Here is a 21,898-nt window from a genome sequence, read left to right on the forward strand (position 1 = left end):
TGTAGTCGCCACCGCCGACAACGCACTCCCTTTAAGGCAAAGTGCGCCCGCGCCCGGCCTCGGATGATAGGGAGCGGCATCCCTGGTGTTTCATGGAGAAGAGGCGGGGCAGCCGCGACGTAGGAAGCGTAGGGAAGGCTTCCGCATCGGCGAGCTACGAGCGAGCGGTATCAGCGAGCGAGAGGCGTGCGAGTGACGCTGCAGGTGGCCGTGGACGAGCAGGACGGCTGGGCCGTGCTGCGGGTGTCCGGCGAGATGGACCTGGTGACCTCGCCTGTCGTGCGCCAGCGCGTGCACGACGCCGTGGCCGATGGCCGCCGCAGTCTCGTCCTGGACCTCTCCGACGTGCTGTTCTGCGATTCCAGCGGTGTCGGCGTGCTGATCGCGACGCGCCGCCTGTTCCGCTCCTGCCAGGGGCGCCTGCGCCTGATACTGCCCGCGCAGGGCGCCGAGGACGGCTCCCATGTGAACCGCGTCCTCGCGGCCCTCGGCGTACGCCGGCTCTTCGAGGTCTTCCCGGACGTGACGGCGGCGGTGGACGACGAGGCGATCCCGCTCTCCGCGTGAGGCGGACCCCAGGCGGACCCAGAAGATCACCGACGCCCGACTCCTGGTACAACCTCTCTTGTCCCGGTCTTGGCACAAGCGTCGGCTTCCCGCCTCCGGGCGGTCGCCGAACACGTACGCTCGCTGCCAGAGACACCCCGGGGAACCCCCTGTGCACACGCACCCAACCGCAGAAGTGAGGCGGCCCGAACACCATGGACAGTGCCGAGTACGAGCGTAGGATCGCGGCCCGTTTCGCCACCTTCGACCAGGATGGCAACGGCTACATCTCCCGTGAGGACTTCAGCACGGCGGCCGCCGCCCTGCTCACCGAGTTCGGCGCGACGGCACGCTCCGAGAAGGGGCAGGCCCTGTACATCGGGGCCGAGGGCTTCTGGCAGGGCATGGCCGGGATCGCCGACCGTGACGGCGACCAGCGGATCACCAAGCCGGAGTTCGTGGGCGGCGCGGTGAAGCGCCTGCGGGACAACCCGGCCCGGTTCGCCGAGATCGCACGGCCGTTCCTGGACGCCGTGATCGCTGTCGCGGACGGCGACGGGGACGGTTCGGTCAGCCCTCAGGAGGTCGAGCGCGCACTGAAGGCGCTCGGCGTCCCCCAGGACATCGCGAGCGCCGCGGGCGGCTCGCTCGACACCGACGGGGACGGGCGGGTGACGGAGGAGGAGATCGTCGCGGCCTTCGCGGGGTACTTCACCGTTCCCGAGTGAGCAGGCACGTGAGGCGGCCCCGCTGAGCCGGCCCCGCTGAGCTAGCCCCGCTGAGCTAGCCCCGCGTGAACCGCTCCCGCAGCTTGTACTTGAGCACTTTGCGCAGCGTCTCGTTGCGGGGGAGGGCCTCCACCAGCTCCAGTTGCTCCGGCAGCTTGTACGTGGAGAGTCCTTCCCCGCGCAGATACGCCGTCATGGCTTCCAGGGTCAGCGTGCCCGCGTCGTCATGCGCGCCCGACCGCTGCTCGACCACCGCGCAGACCCGTTCCCCCCGCTCGGGGTCCGGCAGGCCGATCACCGCCGCGTCCCCCACGGCCGGATGCCGGTGGAGCAGGTCCTCGATCTCCTTCGCGGAGATGTTCTCGCCCTTGCGGATGATGATGTCCTTGGCCCGCCCGGTCAGGACCAGGTGCCCCGTCGTCCGTACGTGCCCCAGGTCGCCCGTGATCAGGAACCCGTCCGCGTCGAAGACGCCCGCGCTCTGCTCAGGGTCCAGGTAGCCCTGGCAGACCGCCTCCCCGCGCAGCCGCACCTCGCCGTCGACACCGGCGGGGACCTCCTTGCCGTCGGCGTCCGTGACCCGGATCTCCATGCCCTGCGGAGGCATCCCTTCCGTCGTCGCCAGGTTCTCGGCGGTGTCGTCCGGCGCCCCCATGGTGATCATCGGCACCTCGGTCATGCCGTAGCCGTGGGTGAGCTGGCAGCCCATCTCCCGTACGACCGCGTGGTAGATCTCCGGCGGCTTCGGCGCCCCGCCGCCCGCGAGGAGGCGCAGGGAGGGGATGAGCTTCTCGCCGGACGGCAGTCTGCGCTGCTCGGCGAGGAACATCGAGTAGAACGCGGTCGAACCGCCCGCCACCGTCACGCCGTGCCGCCGGTAGCCGTCGAGCGCGTCCGGCAGCGCGAAGGTCTCGAACATCACCGCGGGGAAGCCGTACAGGAGCAGCATCACGGTGTAGTCGGGGCCCGCGATGTGCGCGAAGGGGAACGCCATCGAGCCGACGTCGTCCGCCGAGAGGTGCAGGGCGTGCGCCAGGCACGAGCCGCCGGCGATCAGTGAACGGTCCGTGTGCAGCACGCCCTTGGGGTCGGACGTCGTCCCCGACGTCCAGTAGATCCAGCGCACCGACGTCCCGTCGGAGGGCGGCGGTGGCAGGACGGACGGATCGCCGTCCGGCAGGTCCTCGTAGGCGTGTGCCCCGAAGACGCCGCGCGCGCCGAGCCGTCGTGCCATCTCCGTGTGGTCGAAGCCGCGCCACACGTCGGGCACGGCGAAGAACTCGGCCTTCGACTCCCGCAGCGCGAAGCCGACTTCGCGGTCGCGGTAGAAGGGGATGACCGGCGACTGGACCGCGCCGATGCGGGCGAGCGCGAAGGAGAGCAGGGCGGTCTCGATGCGGGTGGGCAGCTGCCAGGCCACCACGGTGCCGGGGCGCACCCCCATCTCGTGGAGCCCCGCGGCCACGCGCTCGCAGCGGGCCCGCAGTTGGCCGAAGGTCAGCGTCCGGTCGTCGGCGGGGTCCGCCGCGGCCTGGATGAGGACGGGGGCGTCGGGGGTGAGTGCGGCGCGGCGTTCGACGAGCTCCCAGAGAGTGCGGGACGCTCCCAGTTCGTACGCGGTCTCGTTGTCCGAGCTCCTCATGCGATCCCCTCACGCAAGGCGACTAACTGACGGTCAGTCAGATCGTGTCGAGAGCGTAAGGCTCACCGCCTTGTCGGTCCAGAGGCGCACAGTTAGCCTGCCGTCTGACGGGTCATCAGATATCCCGGAGGGGCCGGAGGGATGACCGGAGGAGACGACGTGGACCTCACCTACACGCAGGAGGAGGAATCCTTCCGGGCGGGCCTGCGCGAGTGGCTGACCCGAACGCTCCCTCAACTGCCCCCGCGACCCGACCCGTTGGACTGGCCGGGGCGCCGGGCGTACGACATGGGATGGCAGCGCAGGCTGTACGACGCCGGGTACGCGGGGCTGCACTGGCCCGTCGACGCCGGTGGCCGCGGAGCGACCCCGACACAGCACCTGATCTTCCTGGAGGAGACGGAGAAGGCGGGAGCGCCCTATGTGGGGGCGAACTTCGTGGGCCTGCTGCACGCGGGCCCCACCATCGCCTCCGAGGGAACGCCGGAGCAGCGGGCCAGGTGGCTGCCGCCCGTGCTGCGCGGTGACGAGGTGTGGTGCCAGGGATTCAGCGAGCCGGACGCGGGCTCCGACCTCGCGTCGCTGCGCACGCGCGCGTGGCGGGACGGCGACGACTACGTGGTGAGCGGGTCCAAGATCTGGACCTCGCACGCGGAGGTCGCCGACTGGTGCGAGCTCCTCGTGCGGACGACGCCGGTGAGCGAGGACGTGCCCAAGCACCGCGGCATCTCGTGGCTCGCGATGCCGATGGACACCCCCGGGATCACGGTCCGCCCCCTGCGTACGCTCGCGGGCTCCACCGAGTTCGCCGAGGTGTTCCTCGACGAGGTGCGCATCCCGGTGGCCAACCGCGTCGGCGCGGAGAACGACGGCTGGCGCGTGACGATGGTGACGCTGTCGTACGAGCGCGGGACGGCCTTCGTGGGGGAGGTCGTCGCCTGCCGCCGGGTCCTTGGCGATCTCGCCCGCGAGGCCCGCAAGAACGGGCGCTGGGACGACGCGGCCCTCCGGCGCAGGCTCGGCAGGCTGAGCGCGGAGTTCGGGGCGCTGTGGCGGCTCACGCAGTGGAACGTCAGCGAGTCGCAGCGGGCGGGCAGCGGGGTCCCGGGCATCGGCGGGTCCGTCTTCAAGCTCCGCTACTCGCACGCACGCCAGGAGCTGTACGAGGCGGCGGGCGAGGTCCTCGGGCCCGGAGCGCTCGACCTGGGCCACGAGTGGACCCTGGACCGGCTCTCCTCCCTCTCGTACACGATCGCCGCGGGGACCTCGCAGATCCAGCAGAACATCGTGGCCGAGCGGATACTCGGCCTGCCGAAGGGGCGGTGAGGGCGCGGATGGACTTCCAACTCACGCAGGACCAGCGGGCCTTGCGGGGCGGGATGCGGGAGCTCCTGGAGGGCCGCTTCGACGGGGCCGCCCTGCGGGAGGCCGCGGACTCCGGGGCCCCCTCGCTGGACCGGGCCCTGTGGCGGGAGCTCGGGGACGCCGGGTTCTTCTCGCTGCGGGTGCCGGAGGAGGAAGGCGGGGTCGGACTCGGGCTCCCGGAGGCCGTGTTGGTCTTCGAGGAGGCGGGGCGCGCGCTGCTCCCCGGGCCGCTGGTGGCCACGTTCCTCGCGGCGGGCGACGTCGCGGGCGCCGCCCAGGGGACGACCGTGGTGACGGCAGCCTCGGGCGGGCTCGTTCCCTGGCTTGACGCGGCGGACGTGGTCCACGGGGATGTCTCCGGCGCCGTACCCCTGCGTTCTGTCGACCCGCTGACGCCGCTGCACCGGATGCCGGGCGAACACCCGGGAGGGGCGGCGGCATCGGATGCGGATCTGCTGCTCGCCGCGGAACAGCTCGGCAGCGCGGGCAGGACCTGCGAGATGGCGGTCCGGTATGCCCGAGAGCGCACCCAATTCGGCCGGTCCATCGGATCCTTCCAGGCCGTGAAACATCTCTGCGCCCAGATGCTCGTCCGCACGGAGGTCGCCCGTGCCGCCGTGTACGCGGCGTCAGTGACCGGTGACGGAACGGAGATCGCGGCGGCCGGACTGCTCGCCGACGAGGCGGCGGTGCGGGGCGCGCGCGACTGCCTTCAGGTGCACGGCGGAATGGGCTTCACCTGGGAAGCCGACGTACATCTGCATCTGAAGCGTGCCTGGGTGCGGGCAGGACTCGGGCAGTCGGCGTCCGGCGCGGAGGAGGAGCTGGCGGCGGCGCTGTGAGCCTTCGTGGGCGCGGAGAGTGATCGACTTGTGAAGTTCCCGAAGTGGGGGGAGGCTACTGAGCGTCGATACCGGGTTGTGTCCTATGCGTGACTCGTCACGGCATGGAGTCGGGCTTCCGCTCCGGTACCTTGTGTGAGATGCGAGTGGTTCTGAGGTCGAGCCATGCCGGTGTTGCCCCTGAGGCGGCGCCGGACCCGGCAATGCGTGCCGCTCGCAGTGCAGGAAGGGGCTTCATGCCCACCTGTTCGACCCCCCGCAGCGCGCGTCGCACAGTATGCCGCACGCGTACTCCTTCGCGCTGGAATATGCCTGAAGCGCTTGTTGGGGTGACTGAACGTCAACCATGCTGTCTCTCAAGGGGATCACGTTCCGTGACCCCGTGGAGTCGCGAGGCGATGTGTCCGCCGGTTCGGATGGTGTGAGCGGTGCAGGTGCTTCAAGTTCAGCTGGAGGTCAGGCCCGACCCCGCCGAGGTGGGGCGGGCCCGGAGGTGGGCGCGCTCGCGGCTCGCCGTGTGCGGGATAGAGGCCGACGAGCCACTGGCCGAGACGCTGATCCTGCTGATCTCGGAGCTGGTCACCAACGCGGTGGTGCACACGGGCTGTCCGGCCGTGCTGCGCATGCTGCTGCCGGACGTCCCGGATGTGCCCGAGGAGGCCGCGGAGGCCGGTCCGGGGACGGTCAGGGTCGAGGTGGCCGACGCCAGCGCGCGTCCGCCGAAGCAGCGGCACGCGGACGGCGACGCGACCAACGGCCGGGGTCTCGAACTCGTCGACGGCCTCGCCGACCGCTGGGGCTGGCAGACCGAAGGCGCGGGAAAGAGCATCTGGTGCGAGGTGGACCGGTGCGAGCCGGGCGTCGCGGCGGTCGCGTTCGACGGAACGACTTACGAGGACGTCGCGTACGAGGCGGTCTGAAGTCCCGCGCGGCTGCGGTCTGGGTCCCGTGCGGATGAGGCCTGAGTCCCGCGCGGCCGTGCCGGGCGCCCGTATGCGCCGTCACGTGCCACGGTGCGCGGCCGTGCGCGGTCGGTGCAAAAGCGGCATAATTCATTAACCGCCGGACGGGTGTTGACGTACCGTGTCCGATTGATCACGCTTGTGTGCAGCGATTCGCCGCGAGGGGACGTCGAGGGGCGGTGGTCTGTGACCCGGTCCTTGACGAGACGTGGGTCGCCGTCGGCGCCGGTCCCTTCGTGGCCGCAGAGGGCAGGACCAGCGCGCCGGAGCCGGATGGCGGCGCGCGCGGCGACGCGCTCGGGGCGGGAGCCGGGCCGTCGCCATCCGAAGGCTCAGGGGAAGGGCCGGGGGAGGGTCACGGAACGCTCACAGCACCGCTACCGGCGCGACCGGTGTCCCCGTGCCGCCGATGAACGGCTCGGGCATCGCGGAGAGAAGGAAGCTGTAGCGGGAAACTTCTGCACAGGCTGTGGACAACTTTTCCAGATTCCAGTTCTGGCCCTGCAGCATCCCCATCTCGACCAGGTGGAGCGCGTGCACGGGCAGCCAGAGGTTCTCGATCTCGGGCGGGAAGATCTCGAAGGTGAGGGTGTCGTTGGCGACCGCCGCGACATCGCGCGCGTGGAACCACTCGGGGGTACGGACCGAGAGGCCGGGGGACGGATATCCGTACGCGTGCTTGTCGCCCGCGAGATAGGTCTGGATCTGCCCGGTGCGTACGAGGACGATGTCGCCGGCGCGGACGGTGATCCCCGCGAACTCCTCGGCCTCCGCCAGGTCTTCGGGGGTGACCGCGTGATCGCCGGGCAGCCGGTCCACGCCCTTGGCGCGCGCGACGTCAAGCAGTACGCCGCGCGAGACGAGGTGCGGCACCTTGTCGATTCCGCTGAACCGGGCGCCGGTGTGGGCGGTGATGGTGTCCGCGGGGCGGCCGTTGTAGATCTTCCCCGAGTGTGACGCGTGGGTGAGCGCGTCCCAGTGGGTGGCTGTCTGCAGGCCCATCGTGACGGCGTCGTCGCTGGTGGCGACCGTGCCGGGACCAAAGAGCTCCTGGTTGATCTGCACCATCGTGTGAAGGGGGTTGACCCGGCCGGGTATCAGGCCCGTCTGGACGCCGTCTTCCTTGAGGGCGAGCGCGAGCGGGATGCGGCGGCCGGTGCGGAGGGTGGCGGCGGCTTCGCGGACCACCTCGTCGGTGATGAGGTTGAGGGTGCCGATCTCGTCGTCGGTGCCCCAACGGCCCCAGTTGTTCACGCGTTTGGCGATGTCGTGGAATTCGGGCGGCAGAGACATGGGCCCTCCCCGGGGCTTGTATTCCGGTATCTGACGGGTCATAGAATCTAACGGTCCGTCAGAAACCGCGGGAAGGGGCCGGACGTGGGGAACTTCTTGGCAGGCAAGGTGGTGGCCGTGACCGGCGCCGGGCGCGGCATCGGCAAGGCGGTCGCGCTCGCCGCCGCGGCCGAGGGTGCGAGAGTCGTGGTGAACGACTACGGCGTCTCCATGGAGGGCGCGCAGCCGACCAGTGAGATAGCCGACGGCGTGGTCAAGGAGATCCGGGCGGCGGGCGGCGAAGCCGTCGCGGTCGCCGATGACATCTCGACCATGGCGGGCGGGCAGCGGATCGTGGACGTCGCGCTCGCCGAGTACGGGCGCATCGACGGTGTGGTGTGCGTGGCCGGGATCCTGCGGGAGCGGATGCTCTTCAACATGTCCGAGCAGGAGTGGGACCCGGTGGTCGCCACGCACCTGAAGGGCACGTTCACCGTCTTCAAGGCCGCTTCGGCGGTCATGCGCAAGCAGGGCACGGGCACGCTGATCGGCTTCACCAGCGGCAACCACCAGGGGTCCGTCGCGCAGGCCAACTACAGCGCGGCCAAGGGCGGGATCATCTCGCTGGTGCGCAGCGCGGCGCTCGGCCTGAACAAGTACGGGGTGACGGCGAACGCGGTGGCGCCCGTCGCGCGGACCCGGATGTCCGCCAACGTGCCCATGGAGCTGAAGGAGATCGGGGAGCCGGAGGACGTGGCCGCCCTTGTCACGTATCTGCTGAGCGAGCGGGCCCGGGAGGAGAGGATCACCGGGCAGGTCTACACGGTCGCGGGCCCGAAGATCGCGGTGTGGGCGCAGCCGCGTGAGCTGCGGGCCGGGTATGTCGAGGGCGGCTGGACCCCGGAGAAGATCGCCGACTTCCTGCCGGGGACGGTGGGGGTCGATCCGATGCCGATGCTGGCCCAGCTGGAGGCGATGGCGAAGGCCGCCGCCGCCAAAGACCGGCCGAACGCGTAGGCCGGGCGGTGGAGTTCGGATTCGGGCCGCGGGACGAGGAGTTCCGCGCGGAGGCCCGGGCCTGGCTCGGCGAGCACCTGACGGGGGTGTTCGCGGGAGCCGCGGGGCGGGGCGGGCCCGGCAGCGAGCATGAGGACGCCGCGGAACGCCGGGCCTGGGAGCGGGAGTTGGGCCAGGGCGGCTGGATCGGGATCGGCTGGTCCGCGGGGGATGCCCACACGTACGGGAATCGGCGGGCGACGCTGACCCAGCAGGTCGTCTGGGCCGAGGAGTACGCGCGGGCGCGGGCACCCGGGCGCTACGGCCACATCGGCGAGAACCTGCTGGCCCCGACCCTGCTCGCGTACGGCAGTCAGGAGCAGCGGGACGAGTTCCTGCCGCCCATCGCGCGCGGGCAGGCGCTGTGGTGTCAGGGGTACAGCGAGCCCGGGGCCGGGTCGGACCTTGCGGGCTTGCGGACGGCGGCGGTGCGGGACGGCGAGGTCTACCGTGTCACCGGGCAGAAGGTCTGGACTTCGCTCGCCCAGGAGGCGGACTGGTGCTTCGTGCTGGCGCGGACGGAGGCGGGGTCCACCGGTCACCGGGGGATTTCGTTCCTGTTGGTGCCGATGGATCAGCCCGGACGTGTCGAGGTGCGCCCCATCAGGCAGTTGACGGGGACGAGCGAGTTCAACGAGGTCTTCTTCGACGGTGCGGTCGCGCGCGCCGCGCATGTGGTGGGCGGGCCCGGCAACGGCTGGCGCGTCGCCATGGGACTGCTCGGCTTCGAACGCGGTGTCTCCACCCTCGTGCAGCAGATCGGGTTCGCGGAGGAGCTGGCAGGCGTCGTCCGGGAGGCGGTCCACAGGGGGGCCGTCGGCGATCCCGTGCTGCGGGACCGACTTGTGCGGCTGTGGGCGGAGCTGCGGGTCATGCGCTTCAACGCCCTGCGTACGTTGGGGAGTTCGGGCGGGTACGAAGCCGCGGGGGCGCCGAGCGTGGCCAAGCTGCTGTGGGGCGGTTGGCACCAGCGCCTTGGGGAGCTCGCCATGGCGGTGCGGGGTGTCGTGGGGGCGGTCGGCCCGGGGGACTGGAGCGAGAGCGCGCCGTACGAACTCGACGCCCTGCAAAGGCTCTTCCTCTTCACGCGGGCCGACACCATCTACGGCGGCTCCGACGAGATTCAGCGCAACATCATCGCCGAGCGTGTGCTCGGCCTGCCGAGGGAGGCGCGATGAGGGGTGTCGTTTTCGACAGGAGCAGGGCCGAGGGGAGCAGGGTCGAGGTCGTCGACGACCTCGAGGTGCGGGGTCCGGGGCCGGGGGAGGTCCTTGTCGCGGTCGCGGCGGCGGGCCTGTGCCACAGCGACCTTTCGGTGATCGACGGGACCATCCCCTTCCCCTCGCCGGTGGTGCTCGGGCACGAAGGGGCGGGGGTGGTGGAGGCGGTCGGTGCGGGGGTGACCCATGTGACGGCCGGTGATCACGTGGCGCTCTCGACCATCGCCAGCTGTGGGACATGCGGTGAGTGCAATCGCGGGCGGCCGACCATGTGCCGGCGCGCGATCGGGATGCCGGATCAGCCGTTCTCGCGGGGCGGCGAGCCGATCTACCAGTTCGCGGCGAACTCCGCCTTCGCGGAACGGACGGTGGTGAAGGCCGTGCAGGCCGTGAAGATCCCCCAGGACATTCCGCTGACGTCGGCGGCGTTGATCGGATGCGGGGTGGTGACGGGGGTCGGCGCCGCCCTGAACCGCGCGAAGGTCGACCGGGGCGACAGCGTGGTGGTCATCGGTACGGGAGGCATCGGGCTGAATGTCCTCCAGGGGGCGAGGATCGCCGGGGCCACGCGGATCGTGGCCGTGGACGCCAACGCTGACAAGGAGGGCGTGGCACGGCAGTTCGGCGCCACGCACTTCTTCGTGTCGGCGGAGGCGGAGGGTGTGCGGGAGCTGCTGCCGACGGGGGCCGACCACGTCTTCGAGTGCGTGGGCCGGGTCGAACTGATCCGCCAGTCGATCGACCTCCTGGACCGGCATGGACAGGCGATCCTGCTGGGGGTGCCACCGGCCACGGCCGAGGCGTCGTTCCTGGTGTCGTCCCTGTTCCTGGACAAGTCGATCCTTGGCTGCCGCTACGGCTCGGCCCGCCCGCAGCGTGACTTCGCGCTGTACGCGGAGCTGTATCTGGCGGGGCGCCTGATGCTGGACGAGCTGGTGACGGAGACGTACCCGGTGGAGGACTTCGCGAAGGCGGTGGGGGACGCGGAGGCGGGGCGGGTGGCGCGGGGGGTGCTGACGTTCTGAGGGGTCTCTGCGGGTTCCCTGCGGGGTCCCTGCGGGGCTTGGGCGGGGTTCGGTGCGGGTCCGTCTTGGGGTGGGGGCCGTGGGTTCCCTGCGGGGCTTGGGTGGGGTGCGGGTCTGTCTTGGGGGTGGGGGCCGTGGGTTCCCTGCGGGGCTTGGGCGGGGTTCGGTGCGGGTCTGTCTTGGGGGTGGGGGCCGTGGGTTCCCTGCGGGGCTTGGGCGGGGTTCGGTGCGGGTCTGTCTTGGGGGTGGGGGCCGTGGGGTCCCTGCGGGGCTTGGGTGGGGTTCGGTGCGGGTCTGTCTTGGGGGTGGGGCCCGTGGGGTCCCTGCGGGGCTTGGGTGGGGTTCGGTGCGGGTCCGTCCTGGGGGCGGGGCCCCGTTTCCGGTGCCGGAGCGGGGCTGGCCTTCCGGGGGGCGGGGCCGCGCCGGTATGTCCGTCCTCGCTATCGTCCGGTGGCCGCGCGGCTGCTTCGGCACCGGAGCGCCGCGAACCGTGCTCCGGGCAGACATACCGGCACGTCCCCTCGCGTCTCGATGCCGACTGCGGGCGCGTGGAGCTGTCCCATCCCACCCCACCTGCCATCTCCCCCTCGCCCCGCCGCACTCTTGCTCCCACCCACCCCCATCACCGCGGGGCAATCGGGTGGGTGGTCGGGAAAGCTTGTTCGGGCAGGGGTGGATGCGGGGTGATCGGGTGGGTGGTGGGAAAGGCTTGTTCGGGCAGGGGTGGATGCGGGGGGCCGGGGTCACCGCCCGGGCCCGGAGAGCGCGCCGTCACGGAAAGTGCGGCGATAGGCGGTCGGGGTCACCCCCAGAGCCGCCTGCAAGTGCCCCCGCATCGACTGCGCCGTACCGAAGCCCGCGTCCCGCGCGACCCGGTCCACGGAGAGATCGCTGGACTCCAGAAGGTGGCGGGCCCGCTCGATCCGCTGCTGCGCCAGCCACTGGCCGGGGCTGATCCCCACCTCCTCACGGAAGCGGCGCGTGAAGGTGCGTACGGACATGGATTCCTGATCCGCCATGTCGCGGAGCTGAATCGGCTCGTTCAGACGCGCGAGGGCCCACGCCCGCGCAGAGGTCGTCGTCGCGAACTGGGGCTCGGGGACAGGGCGTTGGATGTACTGGGCCTGGCCCCCGTCCCGGTGCGGCGGCACCACCGTACGCCGGGCCACGTCGTTGGCGACCGCCGCCCCGTGGTCACCGCGTACGACATGGAGGCAGAGGTCGAGGCCCGCGGCCACGCCCGCCGAGGTGAGGACGTCCCCGTCGTCGATGAAGAGGACCTCCGGATCCACCGTGATCCGGGGGAAGAGGCGCTGGAAGTGCTCGGCCGACGACCAGTGCGTCGTCGCGGTGCGGCCGTCGAGATAGCCCGCGGCGGCCAGCACATACCCGCCCGTGCAGATGGAGATCAGGCGCGTGCCCGGTGTGATGTGCGTCAGGGCCGAGGCCAGTTCCTCGGTCAGGACACCCTCCTCGTAGACCGGCCCCAGTTCGTACGACGCGGGGATCACCACTGTGTCGGCGGTGGCCAGGCACTCCGGGCCGTTCTCCACGAGGATCGAGAAGTCGGCGTCGGTGCGCACCGGGCCCGGAGGGCGGATGGAGGCCGTGATGACCTCGTAGAGGCGCCGGCCCTCGGCGGTTCTCGCGCGGCCGAAGATCCGCTGCGGGATGCCCAACTCGAAGGGGATGACACCGTCCAGGGCCAGGACCACCACGCGGTGGCGAGGGGTGGTCGAACTCGGGGCGCCGGTCACTGAGGCCATGGCCCGATCCTAGCTAATGCTGTCCTTTGGGCCACTCGTTCGGGAGTGGGCGGATCCGGATGCTGGTTGTCGTGACCCAGACAGACGTGAATCAGACGGTCGAGCCGCCCCTGGAGGTGCCGAGCCGTCGGCGCCGTATCCACCGGGCCTGGTTCGTCGCCGCCGTCACCTTCGTGACGATCATCGGCGCCGCCGCGTTCCGCTCCTTGCCGGGCCTGCTCATCGATCCGCTGCACAGCGAGTTCCACTGGTCGCGCGGCACCATCGGCCTCGCGGTCTCCATCAACCTCGCCCTGTACGGGCTCACCGCGCCGTTCGCCGCCGCGCTGATGGACCGCTTCGGCATCCGCCGGGTCGTGGCGGTCGCTCTTGTCGTGATCGCTCTCGGCTCCGGGCTCACCGTGTGGATGCAGCACGCCTGGCAGCTGCTGCTGTGCTGGGGGCTGCTCGTCGGCCTCGGCTCGGGGTCCATGGCGCTCGCCTTCGCCGCCACCGTCACCAACCGCTGGTTCACCACGCGGCGCGGGCTCGTCACCGGCATCCTGACGGCGGCCTCCGCGTCCGGCCAGCTGATCTTCCTGCCGCTGCTCTCCTGGCTCGTGGATGCCCACGAGTGGCGGCCCGCCGCGGTGACCGTCGCCCTGGCCGCGCTCGCCGTCGTCCCGTTCGTGTGGCTGCTGCTGCGCGACCATCCGGCGGACGTGGGCCTGAAGCCGTACGGCTCCGAGGAGTTCGTGGAGAAGCCCCCGCCCACCACGGGCGCCGCGCGGCGTGCGGTCACCGTGTTGTTCAAGGCGGCCCGCACCGGCCCGTTCTGGCTGCTCGCCGGCACCTTCGCCATCTGCGGCGCCTCGACGAACGGCCTGGTCCAGACGCACTTCGTGCCCGCCGCGCACGACCACGGCATGCCGATCACGGCGGCCGCGTCGCTCCTCGCCGTCATCGGCGTCTTCGACGTCGTGGGGACGATCGCGTCCGGCTGGTTCACGGACCGCTTCGACGCGCGGCGGCTGCTTGCCGTGTACTACGCGCTACGCGGCGTCTCGCTGCTCTTCCTGCCGCTGCTGCTCGCGCCGACCGTGCACCCGCCGATGATCTTCTTCATCGTCTTCTACGGCCTCGACTGGGTGGCGACCGTGCCACCGACCCTGGCCCTGTGCCGCGAGCAGTACGGCGACGACAGCGCCATCGTCTTCGGCTGGGTGCTCGCGTCGCACCAGGTGGGAGCCGCGATCGTGGCCGTCGTCGGCGGTGTCGTACGGGACACCTTCGGGTCGTACGACGTGATGTGGATCGCCTCTGGGGCGCTGTGCGCGGCGGCGGCGCTGATGGCTCTGGTCATCCGGCGGGCCGGTGAGGAGAAGGTGGCGGGGCCCGCGCTCACGTAGCGGATGTGTTGGATGTGTTGGATGCGTTGGGTGTGCGGGATGTGTTGGGTGTGGCAGGCGTGTCGAACCTGCCGAACTTGCCCCGGTGGAAGAGGAGCGGCTCGCCGTCGTCGGTGGCGCCCAGGGCGTCCACCCGGCCGACCACGATCAGATGGTCGCCCCCGGTGTGCACCGCCTGGATGGTGCAGTCGATCCAGGCCGGTACGCCGGTCAGGCGGGGCGAGCCGGTGACGGGCGCCGCGTCGTACACGACACCGGCGAACTTGTCGGCGCCGCTCACCGCGAAGCCGCGGCACAGTGTGCCCTGGTCGGCGCCGAGGACGTTCACGCAGAAGACGCCCGCGCGCGCGATGCGGGGCCACGTCGTCGACGTACGCGCGACCATGAAGGAGACCAGGGGAGGGTCTAGGGAGAGCGAGGAGAAGGACTGGCAGGCGAATCCGGCCGGGCCGTCCTCGCCTTCGGATGCCGGTGCCGTGACAACGGTCACGCCGGTCGCGAAGTTCCCGAGCACGCGCCGGAACTCACCCGGGTCGAGCGGCGCACGCTCGTCGTCACCGACCGCCCGCAGCTGCGGGCGCGGAAGGGCTTCGACCGGGCCGGTGGTGGTCGGTGCGCCGACCGACCTGAGGTATCGGACGACGGTGGCCGCCATCCCTGCGTGTCCCATCACACCAGCCATTGAAGCTGACGGGCCGTCAGATAGGAAGGGTGCGGGCTGCCTTATCGGCCGTGGGAGGGCCCGCGTATTTTCAGGCCCATGAAGTGGGGGGACACACGAGGCGGCGCGCGGGATCCCTGGCGCGGCGGAATGGCGGCGGCCAGTGCGGCGTGCGCCGCTCAACTGCCCGCGGCCGGAGTGGTCGCCTTCGTGCTCTCCCTGGACAACGACAACTACGGGGCAGCCGAGGGCGGCGCCATCGGCCTGGCCTGCGTCGTCGTCTTCCTGCCGCTGCTCCTTCCGGTCCTCGGCCTGGTGCACGCGTGCGTGCAGGTCGTTCCGGCGACACTCATCGGGCGGGCGGCGCGGCAGAAGGCCGGGCGGGGCCCGGAGCGGGCCTGGGTGGTCGGTGCCCAAATGGTGCCGGGTGTGGGGTGGGGGCTCCTCTTCGCCGCTCTGGGCGGGCCGTTCGTCGAACCGATGCTGTGGGGGGCGGCGAGCGGGGTGCTGCCCGCGCTGGCCCTCGCGTACTGGGAGAGGCGGGCGAGTGAGGGGCCCGTGCGACTGCGCAGGATCTGGTTCCGGTCGGGGCTCGCCTCGGTGGGGCTGTGCGTGCTGCTCGTGGCGGTGGCCGGTGTGGCAACCGCCACGGGACTCATCAAGGAGTACGAGCCGCCGCGGCTCAGCGATGAGCAGCTCGCCGGGGTGTGGCGGGACGAGGGCGGCGACAGGGCGGTACTGAAGCTGACGGCGGACGGGCACGCCGAGCTCGCGGAGCTTCCGGCCGACGAGGAGGACCAGCCCGGCATCGTCGCCCCCGAAGATGCCCTGGACGAGACGGGGCTCTCGGGCTGCGAAGTGACCGGCACCTGGACGGTCGGCGTCGACGACACCGACGGCCGGCCCACGGTCGACATCGAGCTGGACGGTTGCCAGGGCTCGCAGGCCTGGTCGATCGGCGGCACGGAGGACACCCCCGAGCTGTTCGTGACGTCCGGCGACCCGGACGCCCCCGAGATCGAGAAACTGGTGAAGGACTGAGGCAGCCTCCGGCTTCTGGTGGGCCGGGGGCAGCCTCAGCGGCCCTCGAAAGAAGGTGGACGTCGCTCCACGAAGCCGGCCACGCCCTCGTTCGCGTCCGCCGTCGTCATGTTGATCTCCTGCGCCGCGGCCTCCGCCGCGAAGGCTGAAGCGCGGTCCGATTCCAGGGACGCGTTGACCAGTTGCTTGGTCAAGGCGATGGCGCGGGTCGGCCCCGTCGCGAGGCGTTCCGCCCAGGCGCGGGCCGTCTTCTCCAGCTCGTCGGCCGGTACGACTCGATTGACGAGCCCGAGCCGTTCGGCGTCCGCGGCCGGCACGGAGTCCCCGAAGAACATCAGCTCCTTGGCCCGCTGCGGGCCGATGAGGCGCGGCAGCAGATAGGCCCCGCCACCGTCGGGCACCAGGCCCCGGCGCACGAACACCTCGATGAACTTGGCCTGTTCGGCGGCGACGACGAGATCGCAGGCGAACGCGAGATGCGCGCCGATCCCGGCCGCGGTCCCGTTCACCGCGGCGATCACCGGCTTCTCGCAGTCCAGGACGGCGGCGATGAGGCGCTGGGCGCCCAGCCTGATCGTGCGGGCCACGTCACCGGGCACGCGCTCGGCGCCGCTTGGGGTACCGCGCAGATCGGCCCCCGCGCAGAAGCCCTTGCCGGTCGCGGTGATCACGACGGTGCGGACGCCGGGGTCGGAGGAGGCGTCGGCGAGCAGCGAGATGACGCGTTCGCGCTGGTCCCAGGTGACGGCGTTCATGGCTTCGGGCCGATTGAGCGTGATCCACGAGACGCCGTTGTCAGTGGCGTGGAGTACCAATGAGTCGAGGGGATCAGTTCCGACTTCGGGGGAGGGTGACATGGGGCGAGGCACTCCATTTCGCTGCGGGGTAAACGGATGGGTGGGCGGGAGAGATTCGCCGCGAGGCGGCGGCCTGAAAGGCAACTCACCGGCAGACGGCAAGCGCGTCCAGCGCGACCGCCCCCTGCCCCTGCGGCAGTACCATCAGCGGATTGATGTCCAACTCCGCCAGCTCATCACCCAGTTCAAGGGCCATCCTCTGCACCCGCAGGACGACTTCGATCAGCGCGTCGACGTCGGCAGGGGGCGCCCCCCGGACCCCGTCGAGCAACGCACGCCCGCGCAGTTCGGTGAGCATGGCGGAGGCCTGGGACTCCCCGAAGGGCGGCACCCGCACGGCCACGTCCCGCAGGACCTCGACAAGGACACCCCCGAGCCCGACGGTCACCGTCGGTCCGAAGAGATCGTCCTGCGTCACGCCCACCACCATCTCGACGCCTCGCGCCACCATCTGGCAGACGAGGACACCGTCCAGCGCGATCCCTTCGTAGCGGGCGATGTCGGTCAGCTCCCGATAGGCGTCCCGCACCTGACTGGCGGAGGTCAGTCCGACCTTCACCAACCCCAGTTCGCTCTTGTGGGCGAGCCGCGCGCCGGACGCCTTCATCACCACCGGGTAGCCGACGAGCCCGGCCGCCCGCACGGCCGCCGCGGCACTGGTCACCAACTGCTCGCGCGGTACGCGAATCCCGTACGCGCGCAGCAGCTGCTTCGCCGCGTGCTCGCTCAGCTGCTGGCCGGACCGCATCAGGGCCTGGGCCTTGCGGAAGGACGGCGAGGCCGTGCGCGGGGCCTCGGCGAAGGGGGAGCGGTAGCGGGTCGTGAACCGGTGGTGGTCCAGATAGGCCCGCACGGCCGTGATGCAGTTGGCGAAGGTGCGGAAGGTGGCGACGCGCGACGAGCCGAGCAGCGTCGTGCGGTAGGCCTCCTCGGTGCCGACGGGCGAGCCCCACACCACGCACACCAGCTTGTCCGTCTGCTCCGCCGCGTCCACCAGGTCCTGCGCCAGCTTGTCGCTCATCGGCGGGAAGGGGCCGGTGATGGGGCAGATCAGCACCCCCACCTCCGGATCGTCCAGGATCGCGTCGATGATCTTCCGGCCGCGCCAGTCGCCCACCGGGTGACCGCCGTTGTCGACGGGATTGGCGACGTTCAGATAGTCCGGTATCCACTGGTGCAGCTCCGCCTGCTTGGCGTCCGAGAGCGCGGGAAGTCGCAGCCCCGCCTCGGTCGCCAGGTCCGAGAAGTGCGCGCCCGTGCCGCCCGAGATCGAATACACGACGACGCCCTCGGCCTGCGGAGGCCTCGCGCGCGCCAGCAGGGCGGAGGTGTCCTGGAGTTCGTCGAGCCCGTCCACGCGGATCACGCCGTACTGCCGCATCGCGGCGTCGACGACCGTGTCGGCGCCGGTGAGCTTGCCGGTATGTGAGGCGGCCATGCGGGCGCCGGTCTCGGTGCGGCCGACCTTGACCGCGACGACGGGCACGCCGCGCTGGGCGGCGCGGTCGGCGGCGAGCAGGAAGGCGCGGCCGTCCTTGAGGCCCTCGACGTAGCAGGCGATGGCTCCGACCTCGGGGCGCTCGGCGAAGTAGGAGATGAAGTCGGAGGTCTCCAGGTCGGCTTCGTTGCCGGTGGGCGCCCAGTGCGAGAGGCGTACGCCGATCTCCTGCATCGTGAAGACGGGGCGGCCCTGGTGACCGGACTGGGTGATCAGGGCGATCGCAGGGCCTTCGAGGTCGTCACGGAACTTCTCGAAGGCGTTGAGGTTGGTGTTGGGCCCGAGCAGCCGCAGCCCCGAGCGCTCCACGGCGGCGGCGAGGCGGGCCTGGGCCGCCGCGCCCTCCTCGCCGGTCTCGGCGAATCCGGAGGCGAAGGCGACGGCGAACTTCACCTTGGACTCGGCGAGTTCCTCGATCACGGCAAGGGGATCACTGACGAGGAGTACGGCCAGATCGACCTGTTCCGGCAGGTCCGCGACGGAGGGGTAGCAGGGGGTGCCGAAGACGGTCTGACGGGTGGGGTGCACGGGATGCAGCCGGGCGCCGCCCCGCTCGGCCCAGTCCATGAGCTGGCGCGTGATGCCGGTGTTCGGCCGCCCCTCGGCGTCCGAAGCGCCGATGACGGCGACGGACTCCGGGCAGAAGAACCGGTCCAGATCCGGTATGTCGGCGTGCAGGGGGCGTCCGCTGACGTCCAGGTCGTCCGCCGTGGCGGCCTGTCCGTGGACGGCGGGTGCCGGGGCTTCGCCGCAGGCCACAACACGCGCGCGGCGGGGGTCGGTGGTGAAGGTGCCGTAAGTCGATCCAAGCATCGGTCCGCCCCGCTCCTGTGTGACAGCAACTCAACTGACGCATAGTCAGATTACTGAACTGACGCTGTGTCAGGAACAGTGCTGCACGAAGTGGGGGCGGCCCTTTAGCAGTACCCGGGTGCCCTGGGGGGCTACTCCCCCTCCGGGGGACGGGCTTCCGGGAGGCTTCCGGGAGGGTGCAGTACCGGCCACGGGGGGGCTTGTGAAGGGTTGTGGGGTGGGTGCGGCGTCGTCTTGGCTGGTCGCGCTGTTCCTCGCGCCCCTTACGGGGCGCTCGCCGTCAGCGGTGCGTGCCCAGCGTTTTTGCCACCGCCTTCGCGATCTTTTCCGCGTCCAGGGCCATCTCGCGCAGCATTCCGCTGATGGGGTTCGTGAATCCGGTGAAGTAGAGGCCGGGGGCCGATTTCGGGGTGCGGGCGCCGCGGACCAGCGGGGTGCCCTTCTCGTCGAGTACGCCGAGGTCGCCGAGGAGTGGTTCGAGGGCGCGGCGGTAGCCCGTGGCCGCGATGACCGCCTCGGGGACGATCCGGGTGCCGTCGGCCAGGACGACCTTGCCGTCCTCGAAGGAGTCGACGGCCGCGACCGGTTCGACCTTGCCCTTGCGCACCGCGTCGATGAGGCCCATGTCCTGGACCGGGATCGCGCCCTCCTTGACGCGGGAGTACAGGCCGGTGCCGGGGCGCGGCAGCCCCCGCGCGGACAGGTCGGGGATGCTGACCTTGGCGATCGGGCCCGCGAGCCGGTCCACGAGCGGGACGGGCAGCCTGCGGCACAGGATTCCCGTGCGCTGCGCGGGCCAGCCCGCCGTGGAACGGCGGACGATGTGCGGCGCGGTGCGCACCGCGAGGCGGACGCGCGCCGCGCCGCCCGCGACGAGATCGACGGCGATCTCGGCTCCTGTGTTGCCGACGCCCACGACCAGGACGTCCTTGCCCGCGTAGGGGCTCGGGTCGCGGTAGGCGCTCGCGTGCACGAGCTCGCCCGAGTACGTGTCGCGCCCCGGCCAGTCCGGCACGTGGGGCGTGTGGTTGTACCCGGTGGCGATCACCACCGCGCTGCCGGTCAACTCCCGTCCGCCGGTGGCGTGCAGCAGCCAGCCGACGCCGTCGGCCGCCCGCTCCAGGCGGGACACCTCGACACCGGTGACGATCTCCAGCTGGTGGAACTCGGCGTACTTCGCCAGGTAGCGGAGCACGTTGTCACGTGACACCCAGCGTCCGAAGGAGCGCGGTATCGCGAGACCCGGCAGGGCGGAGAGGCGGCGCGTCGTGTGCAGGTGCAGGCGGTCGTAGTGCGTGCGCCAGGAGGCGCCGACCCGGTCTGACTTCTCGAGCACGACCGCGCGTATGCCGCGGGCACGCAGCGCGGCCGCGGCGGAGAGCCCACCGGGTCCGCCGCCGACGACGTACACAGGGCGGTCTTGCTGTGGTGCTTGTGGGGGAGTGGTGTCGGCCATGAACCTGAGAGTAATCACGTGGTCACTTGATGGGGGACGGTCAAGCGCCAAACCGGTTGCGAATTGATCACGGGTATGCGCGGTACGCCCTCCGTCCGGGGGTTTCGCGACACGTCGGCGGGCCCGCGTGACGTACGCCCCCATGCGTACACCTCTTGCGCACACGGCGAGCGTGCGCTGAACTGACGTACCGTCAGAAGTGCAAGGAATTACAGAGGTTGGTGAATGACGTGACACCGCGCTTCGACCTCCCCGAGGCCGACGCCTTCACCCGCCCCTACTGGGACGCGGCGGCCGAGGGGCACCTGCTGATACGTCGCTGCGGCGGCTGCGGCAAGGCGCACCACTACCCACGGGAGTTCTGCCCCCACTGCTGGAGCGAGGACGTCACCTGGGAGCGGGCGGGCGGCCACGCCACGCTCTACACCTGGTCCGTCGTGCACCGAAACGATCTGCCGCCGTTCGGCACCCGCGTGCCGTACGTCGCCGCGGTCGTCGACCTCGCCGAAGGCCCACGCATGATGACGGAGATCGTCGACTGCGAGGAGAGCGTGTTGCGGATCGGGATGGCGCTGGAGGCGGGGTTCCGGGACGTGGGTGAGGGGGCGGTGATTCCGGTGTTCCGGCCCCGGGCTGCTGCGTAGCTCCACGGGACACATCGCACACCCATGGCTTCACTGTCCTACGGCTTCACCGTCCTACGGCTTCACCGTCCTACGGACTCACTTCGGGGAGCCGTAATTCGCTTCCGTCGACCGTGCGGCACGGGGGATCATGGCCTATGGCCCCCTCGAACTCACGCCCGGCTGCCTGGCAGTTGACCACCGACCTCGACGACTTCCACGACCGCGCGGCGGCCTTCCTGCATTCGGCCCCCGCCCTGCACACCGTGCAGCTCAGCGTCACCGACGCGCTGCGCACGCGCGGGCTCCATGTCTACGGGGACGACGCGCCCCACTTTGGCATCCGCTCCGGAGACCGCGGCGCCGTGGAGGGCGTCTTCGTGTGGACCCCGCCGCACCGGCTCGCCCTGAGCCCGCTCGCCGACGATGCCGCAGCCGACGAGCTCGCCGGAGTGCTCGCCGACGCGGGCCTTGCGCCTGCCGGGGTCGGGGCCGAGAGCGCCACCGCGGCCGCGTTCTCGGCGGCCTGGCAGCGGCGGACGAACGCCACCGCCGCCGTCAGCTTCCCCCAGCGGCTGTACCGTCTCGGCACCCTCACCCCGGCCGGGCCCGCACCGGCCGGCGGCGCGCGCGTCGTCACCGGCGCAGACCGGGCGCTGCTCGCGCGCTGGCACGGGGAGTTCCACGAGGCCATGGGGGAGAAGGGCGGGACGGATGCCGGCGAGTGGGCCGACTCCCGCATCTCCTACGGGGGTGTCACCCTCTGGGAGGCCCCCGACGGCACCCCCGTCGCCATGGCCGGCAACACCCGCCGGATCGCGGGCCAGGTCCGGATCGCCCCCGTCTACACTCCGGCTCACCAGCGCGGGCGCGGCTACGCGGGCGCCGTCACCGCCGCGGTGAGCAGCGCGGCGCTCGCGGCGGGCGCGGAAGAGGTGCTGCTCTTCACCGACGTCGGCAACCCCACGAGCAACGGGCTGTATCAGCGGCTCGGGTTCCGCCCGGTGCGGGACTTCACGCAGTACAGCTTCACGCGGTGATCCCCTGCACGGTGATCCCCTGCACGGTGATCCCCCTGCACCGTGATCCCGTACACGGTGATCCCCCTGCACCGTGATCCCCTACGCGGAGAACTGC

Annotated in this window: 19 protein-coding genes; 12 read left to right on the forward strand and 7 right to left on the reverse strand. The window is 71.3% G+C overall.

The features are described 5' to 3' along the window. The first annotated feature begins 192 nt into the window (after positions 1-192). Together ACZ5WE_RS30360 and ACZ5WE_RS30365 are read left to right on the forward strand one after the other, a co-directional pair. Positions 193-567, forward strand: coding sequence for an STAS domain-containing protein (locus tag ACZ5WE_RS30360; RefSeq protein WP_467689686.1), 375 nt, complete (start codon positions 193-195; stop codon positions 565-567). Between the two features lie 194 nt (positions 568-761). Continuing rightward, positions 762-1,274, forward strand: a complete 513-nt coding sequence (locus ACZ5WE_RS30365) for an EF-hand domain-containing protein (protein ID WP_467689684.1) — start codon at positions 762-764, stop codon at positions 1,272-1,274. A gap of 55 nt (positions 1,275-1,329) precedes the next feature. Here ACZ5WE_RS30365 and ACZ5WE_RS30370 read toward each other — a convergent pair whose 3' ends face one another. Further along, positions 1,330-2,916 (reverse strand): class I adenylate-forming enzyme family protein, encoded by a 1,587-nt coding sequence (locus ACZ5WE_RS30370; protein ID WP_467689682.1) that lies wholly within the window; start codon positions 2,914-2,916, stop codon positions 1,330-1,332. A 159-nt stretch (positions 2,917-3,075) separates the two neighbouring features. Between ACZ5WE_RS30370 and ACZ5WE_RS30375 the strand changes: the two genes are divergently transcribed. The 3 genes from ACZ5WE_RS30375 (at position 3,076) to ACZ5WE_RS30385 (ending at position 6,043) form a co-directional block, all read left to right on the forward strand. Next, positions 3,076-4,242: an acyl-CoA dehydrogenase gene (locus tag ACZ5WE_RS30375; RefSeq protein WP_467689823.1), complete on the forward strand. Its 1,167-nt coding sequence runs from the start codon at positions 3,076-3,078 to the stop codon at positions 4,240-4,242. 8 nt (positions 4,243-4,250) lie between these two features. Then, on the forward strand, positions 4,251-5,123 hold the full coding sequence (locus tag ACZ5WE_RS30380; protein WP_467689680.1) for an acyl-CoA dehydrogenase family protein: 873 nt from the start codon (positions 4,251-4,253) through the stop codon (positions 5,121-5,123). Positions 5,124-5,551: 428 nt separating this feature from the next. After that, the gene (locus ACZ5WE_RS30385; RefSeq protein WP_467689678.1) at positions 5,552-6,043 is read left to right on the forward strand and encodes an ATP-binding protein; all 492 of its coding nucleotides are present in this window, start codon (positions 5,552-5,554) and stop codon (positions 6,041-6,043) included. Between the two features lie 408 nt (positions 6,044-6,451). Here ACZ5WE_RS30385 and ACZ5WE_RS30390 read toward each other — a convergent pair whose 3' ends face one another. Continuing rightward, a complete protein-coding gene (locus tag ACZ5WE_RS30390) occupies positions 6,452-7,378 on the reverse strand; it encodes a cyclase family protein (RefSeq protein ID WP_467689677.1) in 927 nt (308 codons plus the stop codon). A gap of 84 nt (positions 7,379-7,462) precedes the next feature. Between ACZ5WE_RS30390 and ACZ5WE_RS30395 the strand changes: the two genes are divergently transcribed. Genes ACZ5WE_RS30395 through ACZ5WE_RS30405 form a run of 3 tightly spaced genes read left to right on the forward strand, consistent with a single transcriptional unit; the run spans position 7,463 to position 10,658 of the window. Further along, positions 7,463-8,374, forward strand: coding sequence for an SDR family NAD(P)-dependent oxidoreductase (locus tag ACZ5WE_RS30395; protein WP_467689675.1), 912 nt, complete (start codon positions 7,463-7,465; stop codon positions 8,372-8,374). Between the two features lie 8 nt (positions 8,375-8,382). Next, the gene (locus ACZ5WE_RS30400; RefSeq protein WP_467689673.1) at positions 8,383-9,591 is read left to right on the forward strand and encodes an acyl-CoA dehydrogenase family protein; all 1,209 of its coding nucleotides are present in this window, start codon (positions 8,383-8,385) and stop codon (positions 9,589-9,591) included. Further along, positions 9,588-10,658 (forward strand): Zn-dependent alcohol dehydrogenase, encoded by a 1,071-nt coding sequence (locus tag ACZ5WE_RS30405; RefSeq protein ID WP_467689672.1) that lies wholly within the window; start codon positions 9,588-9,590, stop codon positions 10,656-10,658. Before ACZ5WE_RS30400 ends, ACZ5WE_RS30405 begins: the two co-directional genes overlap by 4 nt. Before the next feature lie 743 nt (positions 10,659-11,401). Here ACZ5WE_RS30405 and ACZ5WE_RS30410 read toward each other — a convergent pair. Continuing rightward, complete coding sequence (locus ACZ5WE_RS30410) at positions 11,402-12,424, reverse strand: GlxA family transcriptional regulator (protein WP_467689670.1); 1,023 nt, start codon at positions 12,422-12,424, stop codon at positions 11,402-11,404. A gap of 59 nt (positions 12,425-12,483) precedes the next feature. Here ACZ5WE_RS30410 and ACZ5WE_RS30415 point away from each other — a divergent pair, with 59 nt between their 5' ends. Continuing rightward, positions 12,484-13,812, forward strand: coding sequence for an MFS transporter (locus ACZ5WE_RS30415; protein WP_467689668.1), 1,329 nt, complete (start codon positions 12,484-12,486; stop codon positions 13,810-13,812). Here the strand turns inward: ACZ5WE_RS30415 and ACZ5WE_RS30420 are convergent. Then, positions 13,805-14,467 carry a flavin reductase family protein gene (locus tag ACZ5WE_RS30420; protein ID WP_467689822.1) on the reverse strand — a complete coding sequence of 221 codons (663 nt, stop codon included), beginning with the start codon at positions 14,465-14,467 and terminating at the stop codon, positions 13,805-13,807. The genes ACZ5WE_RS30415 and ACZ5WE_RS30420 overlap by 8 nt on opposite strands. Positions 14,468-14,572: 105 nt before the next feature. Between ACZ5WE_RS30420 and ACZ5WE_RS30425 the strand changes: the two genes are divergently transcribed. Continuing rightward, on the forward strand, positions 14,573-15,514 hold the full coding sequence (locus ACZ5WE_RS30425) for a hypothetical protein (RefSeq protein ID WP_467689667.1): 942 nt from the start codon (positions 14,573-14,575) through the stop codon (positions 15,512-15,514). 35 nt (positions 15,515-15,549) lie between these two features. Here the strand turns inward: ACZ5WE_RS30425 and ACZ5WE_RS30430 are convergent, their stop codons facing one another. From ACZ5WE_RS30430 to ACZ5WE_RS30440, 3 genes are all read right to left on the reverse strand, one after another. Beyond that, positions 15,550-16,371 carry an enoyl-CoA hydratase/isomerase family protein gene (locus ACZ5WE_RS30430; protein WP_467689666.1) on the reverse strand — a complete coding sequence of 274 codons (822 nt, stop codon included), beginning with the start codon at positions 16,369-16,371 and terminating at the stop codon, positions 15,550-15,552. An 85-nt stretch (positions 16,372-16,456) separates the two neighbouring features. Then, on the reverse strand, positions 16,457-18,682 hold the full coding sequence (locus ACZ5WE_RS30435; protein WP_467689665.1) for an acetate--CoA ligase family protein: 2,226 nt from the start codon (positions 18,680-18,682) through the stop codon (positions 16,457-16,459). Positions 18,683-18,962: 280 nt separating this feature from the next. After that, positions 18,963-20,138, reverse strand: a complete 1,176-nt coding sequence (locus ACZ5WE_RS30440; RefSeq protein WP_467689664.1) for a flavin-containing monooxygenase — start codon at positions 20,136-20,138, stop codon at positions 18,963-18,965. A gap of 221 nt (positions 20,139-20,359) precedes the next feature. Here ACZ5WE_RS30440 and ACZ5WE_RS30445 point away from each other — a divergent pair, with 221 nt between their 5' ends. Both ACZ5WE_RS30445 and ACZ5WE_RS30450 read left to right on the forward strand, forming a co-directional pair. Beyond that, entirely contained in the window at positions 20,360-20,782 is a 423-nt protein-coding gene (locus tag ACZ5WE_RS30445) for a Zn-ribbon domain-containing OB-fold protein (protein ID WP_467689663.1), read from the forward strand. 137 nt (positions 20,783-20,919) lie between these two features. Beyond that, a complete protein-coding gene (locus tag ACZ5WE_RS30450; RefSeq protein WP_467689661.1) occupies positions 20,920-21,801 on the forward strand; it encodes a GNAT family N-acetyltransferase in 882 nt (293 codons plus the stop codon). The last annotated feature ends 97 nt before the right edge of the window (positions 21,802-21,898 follow it).

The sequence above is a fragment of the Streptomyces sp. NPDC033180 genome (assembly GCF_055577645.1).